Here is a 16,798-nt window from a genome sequence, read left to right as displayed (position 1 = left end):
TTTGATGTGATGAAGACAACTAATTTTCTTTTTACAATTGCTGCAATCATGCTGATTCAACCGCTAAGTGCACAGGATTTCAGCCAGTTAAAAACAATTGAAGGGCACAGTTTTCGGGTATATTACAGTCATGATTGCGACCAAAGAGCCCGACTGATTTCCAACCGTGTTCACCAGGCCAAAAACTATTTTGAAGAACTGCTGGATTTCAGCCCAACAGTAACATTACTTATTTTAAATGAAGATGATTGGCCAAAGTTTACAAACTTTCCGGTTTACGGAATGCCCCACTACAACGGCGACAGCATTTTAATTGTTGCTGCAAATGATAATCTTTTCTGGAAAAGTTTTGTGCCACCACCCGACCAAATGCCTGATAATCTGCGAGAACAAATTCATACAGTTTACCGAACCGATTCGGGTGAACTTAGCATGCAGGCCTTTTTTGATTTACTGGCAATTCACGAACTCGGACACGCTTTTCATTTTCAGGCCAATTTAAATATGCAGCGTAAATGGCTGGCGGAGTTGTATGTAAACAGCCTGCTCCATGCTTATGTTGCCGAAGTTGAACCTGAATCACTGCCTGCCCTCACCCTGATTGCCAAAATGGTTCTTGGTACAGGAACCAAAGGTTTAACCTATACCAGTCTTGAAGACATTGAGAACCGTTACGATGAAATAGGACAGAAATATCCGAACAACTATGGCTGGTATCAATTCAGGTGGCATAGTGCCGCAGAAAAGATATATGATTCCAACGGAGCACGGATTAACAGGACATGGTGGGATGCACTAAAAAGCAGAAACGAAAAACTTTCAGATACAGAATTGTTGTTGTTTCTTGAAACTGAAATTGGTGAAAGTGTTGCCGACGTTTTGCGTTACTGGGATAGGGATACCGTAGAATAATGAAAAAACAGTATTGCGTTTTCCTGCTAACACTGAATTATTCAGCCGTCGATATTGCGGTTATTCTTAAATCATAAGCATTTATCCAATTTAAGCAACTACCTTTAGAAAAATTTAAAGACTGATATTAAATGCAAGTTGCTGTAAACAGGAAGAATATTAAATTTCTTCCGGATTCATCGAGGGTAATTGCCCGGTTCCTTTATACCGGCAACGAAAGGGCACTAAATACCATCCGTTCTGTGCTCAAAATGAATGAAGAATCAGCAGTACAGGCATTAAATCCCATTTTAAGGGATTACTCACTGCGCCATAGAAATATCTCTAAAATATTTGAAAAACACTTTAACAAAATCTCCGATCTTTTAAAAACATTGGATGTTTCCCCTGAATCACTCACTATATATCAAAAAATATTAATCGGCTCTTATTTTACGATGGAGTATTCCATTGAAGCGGCAGCTTTTTTTAATCCATCTGTGGTTGAACACCCCGATCAGTCGGAAACAGGTACAGACGAAAAAAGAGTGATAATCAGTTTCAGGGCAACCGGAGAAGGCCATATTTCGTCCATAGTTTTTCGCACCGGTGTATTGGATAAAAACAACAACCTTTCTGTTGAACCGTTTGGTAATAAGCTGGAAGAAGCTCAACATATAAGAAAGCATATTTACGATAAAAGCTTCTTTAAAAGCAAGCTCGATGAAATGAAAGATTTTCATTCCCTTATTCCGTCCAATTTAATCCTTGATAAACTAAACGATACATTTACTTATGGAGAACTCCGGGATTGTATAAAAGATGCAAGGAGTTCGCTTCATCTGGCCGCAGATAAAGAAATGCTGTACAATCAAATCATGTGGTTGGCTCTGTCGCATTACGAACTTCAATTTTCACTGGATACCAACATTTCTGAACGGGTCATTTTTCCGGTTTCGGTAAATGAAAAGAACGGAATTGAAGATGCCCGCTTTGTTAAATTCACGGAAGATAACGGTGATATCATTTATTATGCTACTTATACTGCCTACGATGGAACCACCATATTACCAAAAATGCTTGAAACCCGTGATTTTTATCATTTTAAAATATTGCCGCTTCATGGTGAAATTGCCCAAAACAAGGGGATGGCACTTTTCCCCCGCAAAGTGAACGGGAAATATACCATGCTGTGCCGGTTGGATGGGTCCAATAATTACATTTCTTATTCTGATAATATCAACATCTGGCGCGAAGCCAAACTATTACAGCAACCTGAATTTCCCTGGGAATTTATTCAGATTGGCAATGGAGGTTCTCCCATAGAAACTGAAGAAGGCTGGTTGGTGATAACCCATGGAGTTGGCCCCATGCGCGAATATACTTTGGGAGCCTCATTGTTCGACATCAAAAACCCGGAGAAGGAAATCGGAAGGTTAAAAAATCCCCTGCTGGTTCCCAACACCGAAGAACGGGAGGGATATGTTCCCAACGTGGTTTATTCCTGCGGGTCGATGATTCATAACGATGAACTGGTTATCCCTTATGCCATGTCGGATTATGCATCAACCTATGCAACAGTTAATTTACGCGAGCTTTTAAATGAGTTGAAAAATTCGAAACAGAATTAACAACAAAAAGGTTATTCCTGAAAATGTCCTGATTTTCCCCCTGTTTTTGAACAAATTACAGCACCCTCAAAAATCTGAAATGTGTGAATGATGTAACTCTTATCCTGAATTGTGTAACAAGTAAGGTGTTTTTATCCGGTATCTTTGGATATATTAATATTTAAATATCACAAAATGAAAAGAATTATTTTTTTCGTGTTTGCACTGGTGTTTGTTTTGAGCTCAACAATAGCTTTCGCCAGTAAAAACGACAAAACTGCTGATTCAGACAAATTGGCTGTTCCCGTGAAAACGGAAAACAAACTGACTGATGAAGAAATTGACCGTATTACCAAACGTGTTGAAGAAATCCGTAAAATGGATAAAAGCGACCTGACAGGTGAAGAAAAAAGCGAACTGAAAAGTGAGCTGAAGGAAATGAAAAAAGATGTGAAAAAAGCCGGCGGAACGGTTTACATTGGTGGCGCTACGCTTCTTTTAATTATCATTTTGGTACTTTTATTGGTTTAATCGAGGTAGTAAAAAATTTGTGCAATTCCTTTTTATAAGGATGCACAAATTTTTTTTGTTTATTCTATATCAGAAATTGTATATAAGAAAATTAATTCTAGTAACCATTCGACACCTTGGGAATCAAAACATCTGTAAATAAACATTTTAAGTTTTTTGACAAAAGGTTGATTCAATTAAAATTTTCCTCTTCGCCAAATAAAAAACCATGGCAGGAATCCTTTCAATAAAAAATAACCTGAAAATACCTCTCGGCATTTTTTTCATTCGGAGGGTATTTTTCATTTCCATGTTTGTTTTCCTGACATTTTATTTGGCCTCTTCTCAGGCGTATTTTCAGCAGGAAGTTAATTTTGAAATTAATGTTTCGCTCAAGGATAGTCTCCACGAACTTCAAGCATTCGAAAAAACAGAATACATCAACCATTCTCCCGACACGCTTCATTTTCTGTATTTTCATTTGTGGCCCAATGGCTATTCAAATAACAACACCCCTCTGGCCAAACAAGTGTTCCGGACGAACGGGAAGTCGAAGTTGTTCGATGACCCGGAATTGCGCGGATTTATTGATTCGCTGGACTTTAAAGTAAACGACAGACAGGTTCAGTGGAATTTATTGCCCGGCCAGCCCGACATTTGCCGGATTGACCTGAACGAACCCCTGAAATCCGGCGACACCATCAATATTACGACTCCTTTCCGCGTAAAAATTCCCAAAGGAGTGACCTCAAGGTTAGGCCATATCGGCGAATCCTATCAAATTTCGCAATGGTATCCCAAACCGGCAGTTTATGATCGGAATGGCTGGCACCAAATGTCGTATCTCGATCAGGGGGAGTTTTTTTCCGAATTTGGCCGTTTTGAGGTGAACATTACGTTGCCTGAAAATTATATTGTAGGTGCAACCGGAAACCTTCAAAACCAAAGTGAAATTGAAAAACTCGAAAAACTTGCCGCCGACACCTCATGGGTAATTGCTTCGCACATTGGGAGTGTTCCTTTCCCGGTTTCATCAAAACATTTAAAAACACTTCATTACATGGCCAGCAACGTGCATGATTTTGCCTGGTTTGCCGATAAGCGGTTTAATGTAATGAAAGGAAAAGTGAGCCTCCCCGGTTCGGGAAGGGAAGTAACCACCTGGACGATGTTTACCAACCGGCAGTCAAATCTTTGGAAAGACGCCCTGGATTATGTTAATGATGTGATTTTATGGGCTTCAGAAAAAATTGGCGATTATCCGTATGAAAGTTTCACAGCAGTTCAAAGCGCCCTGAGCGCCGGTTACGGGATGGAATATCCGGGTATTACCGTAATTGGCCTTGCCGAAGATGCTTACTCGCTTGACGAAGTGCTTGTCCACGAAATTTTACATAACTGGTTTTATAGCGCAGTGGCCACCAATGAAAGGAAATATCCGTTCTTGGACGAAGGAATAGTAAGTGCTTTTACCGCAAGGTACATGAAGGAAAAATACCCCCTCAAGAAACTTTGGCAGGTTTATTTTAAAAACTGGAAACTGGCAAGCTTTTTAAACATCGACCATTTGCCTGTGGAACATATGCAGGAACTGGAATGGCTGGTTCAGGCCCGCAACAACCTCGAGCAGCCCATCAACCTGCCGGCAACCGGATACAGCGATTTGAATTATGGCATCATTCTTTACAATAAAGCCGCTACAGCTTTTAATTACCTGCGGGCTTCACTCGGCGACTCGCTTTTTGATGCCACCATGCGCGAATATTATCAAAATTGGAAATTCATGCACCCCCACCCCAACGATTTGCGCATTGTATTGGAAAACGTTACCGACAAAGATTTAACCTGGTTTTTCGATGATTTATTGGGAACAACCCAACGGCTGGACTATAAAATGGCTCGGCTGGAGAATCAAAAACTGCTTGTAAAAAACGAGGGAGAACTGGTTTCACCACTGGTCATAGCCGGCATGACCGGAGATTCAATTTATTTCGAAAAATGGGTGGATGGATTTGCGAATGAAAAATGGATTGAATTGCCCGAAGGTGATTATTCAGAAATAAAAATCGACCCCGGACATGTTATGCCCGAAATTTTCAGAATGAACAACAATATTCAAAAAAACGGTCCTTTCCCAAAGGCTGATCCCATTCAAACCCAACTCCTCTTTACCGTTGATGATCCCGAAAAACTTACCCTGATGTATTTGCCGGCAGTTAATTGGTCCAGGGAAAACGGTTTTATGCTGGGGATGGCGTTTCACAACGGCTTCATCATTCCAAAACCTGTGGAATATTTTGTGATGCCGTTTTATGCATTTGGCAATAAAGATTTGGCGGGGTTTGGTAAGATAAGTTTCAATATTACATCTTATGATAAATTTATCAGGCTCGCCGCTATTTCTTTGGAAGGAACCCAATTTGGAGCGCCGGGCAATCAAAACTACCAAAAGGTAAAAACCGGTGTTGATTTATATTTCAGAAACCGGGACATGACTTCCCCGATAACCCAAAAAGTGTTTGGGAATTACATTGCCGCTTCCAGCCTGCATCAGATTGAACAGTCGGAGAAAGCTCAAATGAATTCTTACCTGCAATTTGGTTACCAGTTTGAACGGAACAGTTTGATGAATCCATTTTCCCTGCTGGCCGATTTTGAATCCGGGAAATCGCACCAGAAAGTTTCGGTTGAACTCAATTACAGACTTAGTTACTACGGACAAGATAACGGGTTGGATATCCGGTTATTTGCAGGAATCATGTTGAAAGAGGATTCGGAAATTCCTTTTTACGCTTTTTCACCCGGCGGACGGAGTGGCCGTGAATTGTATCTTTACGAGGGAACGTACCCCGATCGTTTTGCGGTTTTTCCAACCAGTTTCTGGTCGCGGCAAATGAGCCTTTCCGAAGGCGGTTTGGTGTCGCCGATAAACGACAGCCTGGGCTACAGCTGTGGGCTGGTTTCCTTGTCTTTAACAAGCAGCTTGCCTGGCAAAACCAGCCGGTTGCCCGTAAAACCTTTTGTTAATTTGCTTTTAAACGATAAAGGTTTTGGCAGCAGAAACAATTCTCCCGTTTTCTTTGAAGCAGGCTTAAAGACAGGTATCGGAAATATTTTCGAAATTTATGTTCCGTTGCTGGTGTCCAAAAACATTGACTCCGCCACCGAAACATTTAAAAACAGGATTCGTTTTGTTTTCTCACTTGATTCGTTTGGCAAAGGAAAATTGTTTTTAAATTAGAGAATGAAAAAAATGTATGAATCAGAGCAAACCAAATAAAAAATTTTTACATGAACTCATTAGCTTATTTTATGTTGAATAAATTAGTATTAACATAAATATTGAAATTGCGTAAATACAAATGGGCAATTTATTAAATGAAAAGTATAGAAATTCCTAAAAACCTTTATGGTCGGGAGAAAGAGATCGAAATTTTATTTGAATCATTCGAAAGAATAACCAAAGGAATTGGTGAAATATTAACTGTGCCGGGAACTTCCGGCGTTGGAAAAACTGCGCTGGTCCAGGAACTTGAAACACCTGTTAAAAACGAGAACGGCTTTTTTGTAAGCGGAAAGTTCGAGCAGTTTCAACAAAACATCCCCTATTTTGCTTTTCGGCAGGCGCTGAGAACACTTTGTCATATCATTCTTGCAGAGGATGAATTCATCCGCGAACAATATACAACTGAAATTCTTGATGCCGTTGGTTCGCAGGGCCAGGTATTAATCGATTTGGTGAGTGAATTTGAACTGCTGCTTGGGGCGCAACCTCCTCTTGGCGAAATCAGTCCGCAGGAGGCACGGTATCGTTTCACCGATGTTTTGCGAAAGTTTTTAAATGTAATATGCAAACCGGAGCATCCGCTGGTATTGTTTCTCGACGACTGGCAATGGGCAGACACAGCCTCACTGGAACTGCTTAAACAACTGGAGGTTGGAAAAACATTACGGTACATTCTGGTCATACTTTCCTATCGCGATAATGAGGTAAATTCCAGCCATCCGTTAACAGCAACACTGGAAGAATTAAAACGCAATAATATAATCTTAAACCGGTTAAAGGTTAGCAACCTGACCCAATCAGACGTGCAAAACATTTTGGAAGATACGTTGCAACCTGCCGCAAAAGATATTGAAAAACTGGCTGCCGTTATTCATAAAAAAACGTTGGGAAACCCGTTTTTTGTACACGCTGCCATACACTATTTGGCAGACTTTAAACTACTCTGGTTCAATGAATCGGAATCCAGATGGAAATGGAAAACCGATCTGGAAAATGGAAGTGAGTTTCCTGAAAATGTTGTCGGTTTATTTGTGCGCAAATTTCAGCAAATGGACCAGCACACTCAAAAATTATTTTCGCTGGCGGCATGTTTGGGAAACCGGTTTCATGTAAAAAACCTTGAAATTATCAGTGGTTTTAATTTGGAAGAATGCAAATCCATTTTAAACTCACCCGAAGCCAAAGAATTTGCCATTCCGTTAAAATTGATTCAGAAATGGGCCACCGGTCAGGATGAGCCGGAAACTGATTTTTATGTTTTTCGCCACGACCGGCTGCAGCAGGCGGCATTTCAATTGATTGGAGAGGAGGACCACAGCAAAATTTTATCTGAAACAGGCAAATTACTATTGGCAAAATTATCTCCGGGGCAGTTAAACGAGCGCCTCTTTGAGGTTGTTAACGATTTAAATGCCGGGATAGACCAAATTGAAAATACCGGCGAATGTGAAGAGTTATTCAGGCTAAACATTCAGTCGGCCAGAAAAGCCTACGCCGCAATTGCCTATTCGGCAGCGTTACACTTCTACCGCAGGGCAGAAAAAATTTTAGAGAAAAAAGGTTTTTCTGAGTGGATGTGGAAACAAAACCATCAACTGTTAATGAATTATTTAACCGAACGGGCGGTTTGCGAATTTCTGGAGGGCGATCAGAAAATTGCAGAACAATGCGTCCACCAGGCAGTTAAAAACGCACAAAACGCAGTTGAAAAAGCGGAAGCATACAATATTCTAATTGTTCAATATACATTGCAGGCACGTTATCCAGAAGCAATTGCAGCCGGGAAATCTGCATTAGAAGCGCTCGGTATAATTTTGCCTGAAAAAGATTACGATAAATCACGCGACATAGAAATTGCTAAAGTAAAAGAGCAACTTAAAAACAGAGAAATTTCATCGTTAATCCAGTTGCCGATTATGAGCAACCCGGAAATGTTAACGGCTTGCAAAATACTGATAACCATGGGGCCGCCGTGTTATCGTTCACACCAGAAACTTTGGAGTGTGATGGTTCCTATTGTTGTTGGACTGACAATAAAATACGGGAACATTCCGCAGGTTGGGTACAGCCATACGGCTTTTGGCGGATTGCTTGGCTGGGTTGAAGATGATTATGCCTCTGCCAAAGAATTTGCAGAAGTAGCCACTCAACTAATGACCGAAAAATTTACAAATCCTTCTGCACAGAGTGTTTTCTACCTGATGATTGGAAGCTCCATTCGTCACTGGTTTAAACATTTGAAATACAGCTCGCAGGATTACATTGATGCGTATGAAACCGGATTGCGATCGGGCAATTTGCAATATGCAGCCTATGCTTTCGGCCACAACATGTATTGCCGGTTTTACCAGGGAGTTTCTTTAGAAGCGCTTAATCTGGAAACAAAACGTTCGCTGGAGTTCAGCAAAACCAGGCACAACCAGTGGGCCATCGATCTGTTTACAGGAGGATTGAAAATAATGGAAACTTTAACGGCAACCAGTTATCCCCATTCAATAGAAAAAATCGAGAACGACGGGGATTACCTTAAATCTGTTGATGCACATAAAAATATCCAGGTGAAGTGTATTTATAAAGTTTTGAAAACTTTTTCGTTGCTTATGCTTGGCAATTATAAAGATGCACTTGTTGTATCAGACGAAACAGAACCCATTATTTACACTGTAGGAACGCAGGGACTCCTGCCCTGGCCAGAGCATGTTTTTGCACGGATACTTATCCTTGCCCGGCTTTATCCTGAAAAGGAAGCACCTGAGCAAAAAAAATGGCTGAAGGAAATAAAAAAGGGAATAAAAAAACTGCGAATCTGGGCAGAATCCTGTCCTGAAAATTTTGAACATAAATATTTACTGGCATCTGCCGAACTGAACATTATTGAAGGGCATCCGGCTGAAGCCCTGCAAAACTACAACAAGGCTTCAGATGCGGCTCAGGAAAACGATTTTTTGCAATGGGAGGGGTTTGCAAATGAACGGATGTATGATTTCTGGTTCAAACAGGAAAATCACCATTTGGCATTTCATTACTGGAAACAGGCGTATATATGTTACCAGCACTGGGGAGCAACCGCCAAATTGAAACGAATGGAAAATGACTATGTTGATTACCTGGAAAAAAGCATCCCGGCGATTGATCTGGTTAAAACAAAGGGAGTTGAAAAAGATAAATTCTCAAAGTGGCTCATAGAAAAACAGTTAACCCAAATTCGAAACCTGGCTTCTCATCTGTATCAATCCAAATTAAGCCAGCAAGCCATAAATCAGGCGGAGGAGCTTGCCAGTGCAACCAAACGACTTAGAACCGAAATTTCATACAGAAAACAGGCTGAAGAGGAGGTAAAGCTTAAAAACAGCGATCTCGAAAAAATAAATGCTGAAAAGGACAAATTCTTCTCCATCATTGCCCACGACCTGAAAAGTCCGTTTAATTCCATTCTGGGATTTAGTGAATTGCTCGTTGAAAACGCGAAGGAGAAAAATTACCAGAGTCTGGAAGAATATGCAGCTTTAATCCATCAATCATCAAAACGGGCAATGGACTTACTTTTAAACCTGATGGAATGGGCGCAGTCGCAAACCGGCAGGATGGTATTTTCTCCCGAAATTTTTAATTTTGCTGAACTCATCGATGGAATAGTTTTAATGTTTGAAAACGCTGCTTTCCAAAAAAAGGTACAGATTAATAAAGTGGTACCTCCCGAAACTGTTGTATATGCAGACAAAGCGATGGTAAGTACAATTTTGCGGAATCTGATCTCAAATGCTATAAAATTCTGCCATCCCGGAGGAGAAATTTCTGTTTCTGCAACAAAAAACAAAACCGGATTGGTTGTGGCTGTTAGCGATACGGGCATTGGGATACCCAAAAATAACATGGATAAGTTATTCCAGCTTGACCAGAACATTACAACTCCGGGTACCCAAAACGAACAGGGTACCGGTCTGGGATTGATCCTCTGTAAAAAATTTATAGAAAAACATGGTGGCAAAATCCGGGTTGAAAGCGGACCGGGAAAAGGCTCTACATTTTATTTTAACATTCCTGACCTTGCGGAACAACTATAAAAAAATTCATAACCCGAATTACGCAGTTTAATCCGGTATCTCATTATTGCTTCCGGGTTTATCAATCTGGTAATGGAAATCAAGTGATACTAAATAAACTGAATTTTCATAAGTGTCAGCAGTGGCTGAACCATTTCTTTTTAGGGAACAAATCAGTACTGAACTGCCTTGTTTTTCTGTGCCTGTTAAGTTAGCAATGGGGCCAATTGTATGGCTATCCTGATTTACAGGCGAAGCAGTTTGTGCAGTTTCTGAAGATACAGTTGGAAAATCTTCATCAACATTTGCCCATGAGTAATTAAAAGTCCAATCCACATCCCCAGTGTTTCCATCGGGGTATATCAAATGCAGATGAAAGGAAATATCTGAACCATGTTTGTATTTATGCGATAGTTGAGCCGTAAAATACAGTTCCTGAGAGCTGCTATTTTCAAAACTTAAAACATAGCCACCTTTGTATTCAATCCATTTAGGTTCGGCTGTTGGTTTCAATTTTGCTGAAGCAATATTCACCTGCAAATCGTCCCAGTATGTATCTGGATAGTATAATGTTGCTACGTTTAAAGTATCAATGGAAACATTATTGAATGCTGCATCATTTAAACCTCCGGTCAAATCGTTTTTTGTTGCTATAACCGTTGTATCAACTTTCAGTAAATTCCCCGAAGTTCCATCGCCTGAAAGGGTTGCATCGCTAACTACCACATCTGAACCCCAGTCATCGCCAACGATGTTTGCGATTTCGCTGTAATCAACATTCACCGTTAACGATGATAAGGATTCAGTGCCTGCTACTCCCTGAAGTATCAAATAAGTTTTGTCCGAATCTAAATCAATCAGGATATTTCCTTCGGAAAGCGGCTCTGAAAAAATGGTGTTGGCACTTGCGATCCGTACCGCTTTCGTTCCCGAAATCTGACAGAAAGCTGAAAGTGAAACGGCAATAAAAAGTATAAGTACTCCTATTTTGTTCATACTGATTTTTTTATCCTGATTGTATCTGTAAAAAGATAGATTACTTTCTAATAGAAGTAAGTAATGACTATCTGATCATATTGATAAACAGGCACTCCCATTGTTATTGATGTTGTTGCTAATGTGTAATTTGCAGGGGCCAGAGTTACTCCGTTAATGGTAACAATTGCACCTTGCGCAGTAACTGCAGTTTGAGACAAACTATGTGCTGAAGCTGTTCCGTCATCTTCTTCAAATTTCTCGGTAATCATGGTCAGGTTTACCTGTGCTCCGGCTTCTATCCCATCCAGTTTTGTGTATTGTGCAGCTGCCATAACACCGGCTGTTGAAGATGTAGCGGCTGCTAAAATTACATCATCAGCACCACCATCTGAAGTAATTCCATAAGATATACCATCTACTGTACCTGTGCTGAGAGCTGTAGAAACGTTTGTTTCAAAAGTTGCAATATCCGCAGCATTTTGGGTAATATCAGTACGGTGTGCCGCAAACGAGTCACCAATTTCAGATAAAGCTCCCTCTACGTTTGTACTGGTATAATCACCGTCCGCATCCGTAATATCAACTTCTGCAGCAGTTTGATCATCCGTGTCTGAAATCCCGTCAATATCTCCCTGGAGTTCTAACAGGGCGGACTGAACATTTTCTGAAGCAAGATTTCCTGTTGCAGTCACGACAACTTCTTCCGCAGTTTGGTCATCAGTACCTGCATCGTTTAATTTAGTAAACGAAGTTGATGCATCTGAAAGGGTTGCCGTTGAAATAACACCAGCGGTTGCCACCCAATAATCACCCGTTTCAATATTGTACACTTTTGTTCCAACAGGAAGATTAACACCAAATTCAGTAGCTGCAGTTGCAACCCTGAATTCACCAACGCTTGTTACCTGCGAGTAACCCAGTAACCCTATCAGGACAATACTCAATGTAATCACTAACTTTTTCATTTTTTTACTTTTAATTTATCGAATAATTTTGTTTGTATTTTAAATTTTAATATTTGCGTCCCAACCCCCGACCATTCGCCGGAAGGAAGAGCAATTCCGTTTATAAATATTTCCGAAGTGGATGCCAGCTCGAATCCGCAGTCAATGTTGTTTTCGTTATCGGTGAGTTCTTTTTCGAAAAATTGTGCCGTTGAATCGGGATTCGGATTGGAGCCGGAAATCCTTTCGGCTGTTTTGGCATGAAAGGCAAAAGGTACGCTTAAAAACTGGCTGGTGCCTGAAATGGTGTAATTGAATCCCCCAGTTGGATCTGCTTCCGTATGCAAAAAAAACGGGCCGATTGCCCAGTCAATGCTATCGAAATGACCAACTGAATTTATTCCATTTCCAATTTCAAGGGTTACCAATCCATTTTCATTGGAAACAGGTTGATGTGTTTCCCTGAAAATAACCGCGCCTGTTTCGGAGGTTTGTAAAATACTGATTTGAATTCCGATTTCAGAATTGGCAACCAGGTTACTATTCTCATCGCGGATAACTGCCTGATAACTCATTTTGGCAGGTGCCTGCGCAGCTACCCTGAATTGAAATAAAATCAACAATACATTTGAAAATATAAAAATGAAGTAGATTTTTTTCATATCCGGTTAATGTTTAATGATTTTAAATGTTTTTACATTTTCCCGCCTTGTAATCACCTTTAGAAAATAGATGGCAGAAACATATTCCGACATTGAAATTGTAGTTTTTTCCGCTTTAACCTCCCGGGTTTCCAGCAATTTGCCATTGGCATCGTATAATTGATAAACCAAATCATTGTACTTTAAAGTATTGATTTGCAAAAACAGAAAACTGGTTGTTGGATTTGGATAAACTGAGCAACTTAATAGTAAATCTTTAGTATCCTCTGCCTCAGTAATTACAGATATTTCGTAAGCTTGCTGCACGCCTGCAGCTACTGAACCGTTTACACCTGATTGTGTAGTAAAAGCCACTTGCCCAACTGTAAAGCTTATGGAACCACCGTTACCGGTTAAGTCACCACCCGAGGTAATTATTCCGTTTTGTCCGTTCGCAGTTACGACGGAGAGGAATAAAACAAAAATACATAAGAGAACTGTTACAACTTTCATTAAATGGCATGTACCAAAAAAGTGAATAATATGACCTTGCAAGGTAGATAGATACAGAGCGGTAAATTGAATAATGAATGCTGAATAAATACTAATCAATTGCTGATATGTGCCTTCATAAGAACTGATCACTCAGGATGTAAAAATAAATTACTGTCATTACTGATTAATAGAATTATTTTTCCTGAGTTACAAACTTATTTCCTTTGGCTGGTTTGCATTTGTCGCGAAAAGACCGACGAGGCAATATGCACCAATCCGTCATAACGGACTTTCCGGGTTTTTTTCTGTCGCCGTTTACGCCAAAGCCATCCTTTCGTGGCAAATCGATACCAGCAGTGCCGTTTCCCCTGCAGGTGGCTATACCTCACTCATTTAAATTTTACGCTGCCTGTCATTTTAGGGGAAAGTGTTGCCAAAAAAATGTATTCGTTTATAATTTTGGGTAAATTAGTATGTAAACGATTAGGTGTAAGCAAATCAAAAACCCCAGCGAAAGATTTCATTTCATTAAAAAAGAGAATTATCTTTGATAAATGAAAACAAAAAACGAGCATATTGATTTTTGGTTAATTCAAGCTGATGACGATTGGACTGCCGTTTATACTTTATTCAAAGGTCGAAATTATTTACAATCATTGTTTTTTGCCCATCTGGTGATTGAAAAAATATGTAAAACGCTATGGATTAAGCATAATGAGGGAAACATACCTCCCAGGACTCATAATTTGATTCATTTGCTTTCAACCACCCCATTAGAATTGAATGATGATAAAAGTGAATACATGTTGAGTTTAAACCGATTTCAATTAGAGGGTAGATACCCTGACTATTTGACAAAAATGCATAATATTTGTAATGAGTTATTTACAAAAACGATGATTGATGAAACAAATAAATTAAGATTATGGTTACTAGAGAAAGTGCAATAAATACAGCAAGATTATTCATTAAGGACTGTCAATCAAATGGACTGACTTTTCATAAGGTGTTTTTATTTGGTTCAGCTGCAAAAAATACAACTCATGAGTGGTCTGATATTGATTTGTTATTAATTTCCGACCAGTTTAGCGATAATGTTTTTGATAATTTAAAACTATATTCAAAGATTAATATTAAATATCCTGTGATTGAGACACACCCCTATCCAACAAAATATTATTATGAGGGTGATGATTTTATCAAGGAGATAAGTAATGAAAGTATTGAAATATTGCCCACACCTAATCGGGCAAATACCAGGTAAACACTTAAGCCCACCGGATCACCTCAAGACATTGGCATTCTTTCATATCTTTGTAAATAACAAATTAACAACATGATAACACAAATTCTATTATTGATTCTTGGATTTGGCATTCTGATAAAAGGAGCTGATTGGCTGGTAAACGGTGGCTCTGCATTAGCCAGAAAATACAAAATATCTGAATTGGCTATAGGTTTGACAATTGTTGCGTTTGGCACATCAATGCCTGAATTTGTTGTCAATGCTTTTGCAGCCTATCAATCAAATGCAGATATTGTATTTGGCAATATAATTGGAAGCAATATTTTCAATTTATTTGCAATACTTGGAATAGCTGGATTAATTACTCCGTTGTTCGTTCAATCAAGTACTGTATGGAAAGAAATACCGTTTTCACTTTTTGCCACTTTATTGCTGTTTTTCCTTGCAAATAGTTTTATTTCTAAAAATGAGAGCCTGACAAGAATTGACGGGATTATTCTGCTGATTTTCTTTCTCATATTTCTTTACTATGTGTATCGGCAGTTAAAAAACGAAAGCATACTGCCGGAAGTCAGTCACAAAGAATTGTCAAACCTGAAAATCTGGATTTTTATAATCGCAGGCCTGATTTTCCTGGTTGCAGGTGGCCGGCTCGTTGTAGTTAACTCGGTGCAGATTGCCCAAAGCCTGGGTATCAGTCAGACAATAATCGGATTAACCATCGTTGCAGCAGGAACATCTTTGCCCGAACTTGCCACATCAGTTGTTGCGGCTACTAAAAAGAAAAACGATATCGCTATTGGGAACATAATTGGTTCGAATATTTTCAATATCTATTACATTCTGGGTGTAAGTGCTTTAATAAAGCCAGTTGCTTTTAATACTAAATTCAATTTTGATTTATATCTGTTGGGAGCAGGAACAATACTGCTTTTTATCGCCATGTTTTCGGGAAAGAAGAAAAAACTAGACAGATGGGAAGCCGGAGTTTTATTACTGATTTACGTAGGCTATGTTATATATTTGATTAGCAAAGAAATACAGTAGAACACTGACACTAAAAATGGTATAATGCATGCAGGATTCAGAAATATTCAAAAATTAATTTCTGCTCAGGACAAATTTTGTGGCCCCGGAAATAATAAAAGCCGGTAATTTTAAAAAACTACCGGCTTACAATTTTATGCTGCCACAGATTTTCGGGGTTTCTGTTTTGCTGGTAAAGAAGCCGTTACATTGGGCCGGTTATCGGTTCCTGCTTTAGGTTTCGGAGGAGATTTTAACTGCTCGTTTAGCAGCTTTTCCCATTTTTCGGCCAGTTGCAATTCGCCCGTTAACGTTAAACTGTCGTATTCATCGTTGTACAATTCAATTGAAATTTCGGGTGCCCCTTTTTCAGTGGGGTAAAAAATTAAATCCAGTTTATCCACCACATAGTACTTTTCCTTTTTGTTTTCTACGGTCCTGTTTGAATTAATAACCTTACAGCTTTTGAATTCCCTGAGATGCAAACTTTTTGCAATTTCCAGGGTTTCAACTTTTTTATAAAAAAACAAACGATTTGCCATCCCATCGAGGCCAATCACAAAATCGGCGCAAAATTCGTGATGGGTAATTGTACAGCCTTCGTTTCCCGCCATTTGAGTGAGCCGGTGGAAAAGGTTCTTTTTCTTTCTTTTTCTACTGTAACCGGTTAAAATAAATGGAACCGTCACAATAGCAATAAATACAAGGGTTATAATAATTGTTCCCAAATCCATTTTAAAGTATTTTTAAGGTATAAAACATTATGATTTTTACAGGAAGAATTCATCCTGTTGGAATGCTGTAAATGCCTGGACTTGAACATTGCCGCGTATCAAACGAGTACTTTTAAAATCATATACATTTTTTCCGGCACTGGAATTTATCCGGCAGTAACATTTGCCCAAAGCAATAAATGTTTTAAAACGAATTACCAAAAATAATGGAAGGGAAAAAGTAAATCGGCTTTTCGATGTCGTACCCGAAAGTTTTTAGTCTGAAAAACGTATTGAATAAATTCGGATGAAATTGATTTTTCAGCGTTTTTTAAATAAGCTGAAAAATCTTTGAACTGAAAATCTGAACCGGAGTATGTTGCCCCGTTAAAAAGGTTAATACCGGATTTTTGTG

The 16,798-nt window shown here is 39.3% G+C and carries 13 protein-coding genes; 8 read left to right on the top strand and 5 right to left on the bottom strand.

Translation table 11 applies throughout. From position 1 onward, the window contains the following. Positions 1-9: 9 nt before the first annotated feature. The 5 genes from ACESMA_RS09760 (at position 10) to ACESMA_RS09740 (ending at position 10,361) form a co-directional block, all read left to right on the top strand. Positions 10-912, top strand: coding sequence for a hypothetical protein (locus tag ACESMA_RS09760; protein ID WP_372948617.1), 903 nt, complete (start codon positions 10-12; stop codon positions 910-912). Positions 913-1,043: 131 nt separating this feature from the next. Further along, positions 1,044-2,522 carry a glycoside hydrolase family 130 protein gene (locus ACESMA_RS09755; protein ID WP_372948616.1) on the top strand — a complete coding sequence of 493 codons (1,479 nt, stop codon included), beginning with the start codon at positions 1,044-1,046 and terminating at the stop codon, positions 2,520-2,522. A 174-nt stretch (positions 2,523-2,696) separates the two neighbouring features. Further along, the gene (locus ACESMA_RS09750) at positions 2,697-3,032 is read left to right on the top strand and encodes a hypothetical protein (RefSeq protein ID WP_372948615.1); all 336 of its coding nucleotides are present in this window, start codon (positions 2,697-2,699) and stop codon (positions 3,030-3,032) included. Positions 3,033-3,240: 208 nt separating this feature from the next. Then, complete coding sequence (locus ACESMA_RS09745; RefSeq protein WP_372948614.1) at positions 3,241-6,252, top strand: M1 family metallopeptidase; 3,012 nt, start codon at positions 3,241-3,243, stop codon at positions 6,250-6,252. A 137-nt stretch (positions 6,253-6,389) separates the two neighbouring features. Next, the gene (locus ACESMA_RS09740; protein WP_372948613.1) at positions 6,390-10,361 is read left to right on the top strand and encodes an AAA family ATPase; all 3,972 of its coding nucleotides are present in this window, start codon (positions 6,390-6,392) and stop codon (positions 10,359-10,361) included. A gap of 27 nt (positions 10,362-10,388) precedes the next feature. On the opposite strand, the gene ACESMA_RS09735 is transcribed toward ACESMA_RS09740, so the two are convergent. The 4 genes from ACESMA_RS09735 to ACESMA_RS09720 are packed head-to-tail and all read right to left on the bottom strand — an operon-like array spanning position 10,389 to position 13,416. Continuing rightward, positions 10,389-11,336: a hypothetical protein gene (locus tag ACESMA_RS09735; protein ID WP_372948612.1), complete on the bottom strand. Its 948-nt coding sequence runs from the start codon at positions 11,334-11,336 to the stop codon at positions 10,389-10,391. 47 nt (positions 11,337-11,383) lie between these two features. Then, entirely contained in the window at positions 11,384-12,283 is a 900-nt protein-coding gene (locus ACESMA_RS09730; protein WP_372948611.1) for a hypothetical protein, read from the bottom strand. Continuing rightward, positions 12,280-12,924 (bottom strand): hypothetical protein, encoded by a 645-nt coding sequence (locus ACESMA_RS09725; protein ID WP_372948610.1) that lies wholly within the window; start codon positions 12,922-12,924, stop codon positions 12,280-12,282. The genes ACESMA_RS09730 and ACESMA_RS09725 overlap by 4 nt, the downstream gene beginning before the upstream one ends. 6 nt (positions 12,925-12,930) lie before the next feature. Beyond that, positions 12,931-13,416 carry a T9SS type A sorting domain-containing protein gene (locus ACESMA_RS09720; protein WP_372948609.1) on the bottom strand — a complete coding sequence of 162 codons (486 nt, stop codon included), beginning with the start codon at positions 13,414-13,416 and terminating at the stop codon, positions 12,931-12,933. A gap of 536 nt (positions 13,417-13,952) precedes the next feature. Between ACESMA_RS09720 and ACESMA_RS09715 the strand changes: the two genes are divergently transcribed. The 3 genes from ACESMA_RS09715 to ACESMA_RS09705 all read left to right on the top strand — a co-directional run bounded on the left by ACESMA_RS09715 (position 13,953) and on the right by ACESMA_RS09705 (position 15,691). Continuing rightward, the gene (locus ACESMA_RS09715) at positions 13,953-14,348 is read left to right on the top strand and encodes a HEPN domain-containing protein (RefSeq protein WP_372948608.1); all 396 of its coding nucleotides are present in this window, start codon (positions 13,953-13,955) and stop codon (positions 14,346-14,348) included. Beyond that, positions 14,324-14,662 carry a nucleotidyltransferase domain-containing protein gene (locus ACESMA_RS09710; RefSeq protein ID WP_372948607.1) on the top strand — a complete coding sequence of 113 codons (339 nt, stop codon included), beginning with the start codon at positions 14,324-14,326 and terminating at the stop codon, positions 14,660-14,662. The genes ACESMA_RS09715 and ACESMA_RS09710 overlap by 25 nt, the downstream gene beginning before the upstream one ends. Positions 14,663-14,734: 72 nt before the next feature. Next, positions 14,735-15,691: a calcium/sodium antiporter gene (locus tag ACESMA_RS09705; RefSeq protein WP_372948606.1), complete on the top strand. Its 957-nt coding sequence runs from the start codon at positions 14,735-14,737 to the stop codon at positions 15,689-15,691. 134 nt (positions 15,692-15,825) lie between these two features. On the opposite strand, the gene ACESMA_RS09700 is transcribed toward ACESMA_RS09705, so the two are convergent. Continuing rightward, the gene (locus ACESMA_RS09700; protein ID WP_372948605.1) at positions 15,826-16,404 is read right to left on the bottom strand and encodes a hypothetical protein; all 579 of its coding nucleotides are present in this window, start codon (positions 16,402-16,404) and stop codon (positions 15,826-15,828) included. Positions 16,405-16,798 lie beyond the last annotated feature (394 nt).

Source organism: Mariniphaga sp., from assembly GCF_041687215.1.
Classification (GTDB): domain Bacteria; phylum Bacteroidota; class Bacteroidia; order Bacteroidales; family Prolixibacteraceae; genus Mariniphaga.
The sequence above is the reverse complement of the archived record's forward strand: the minus strand, read 5'-3'. Positions and strand labels throughout refer to the sequence as shown.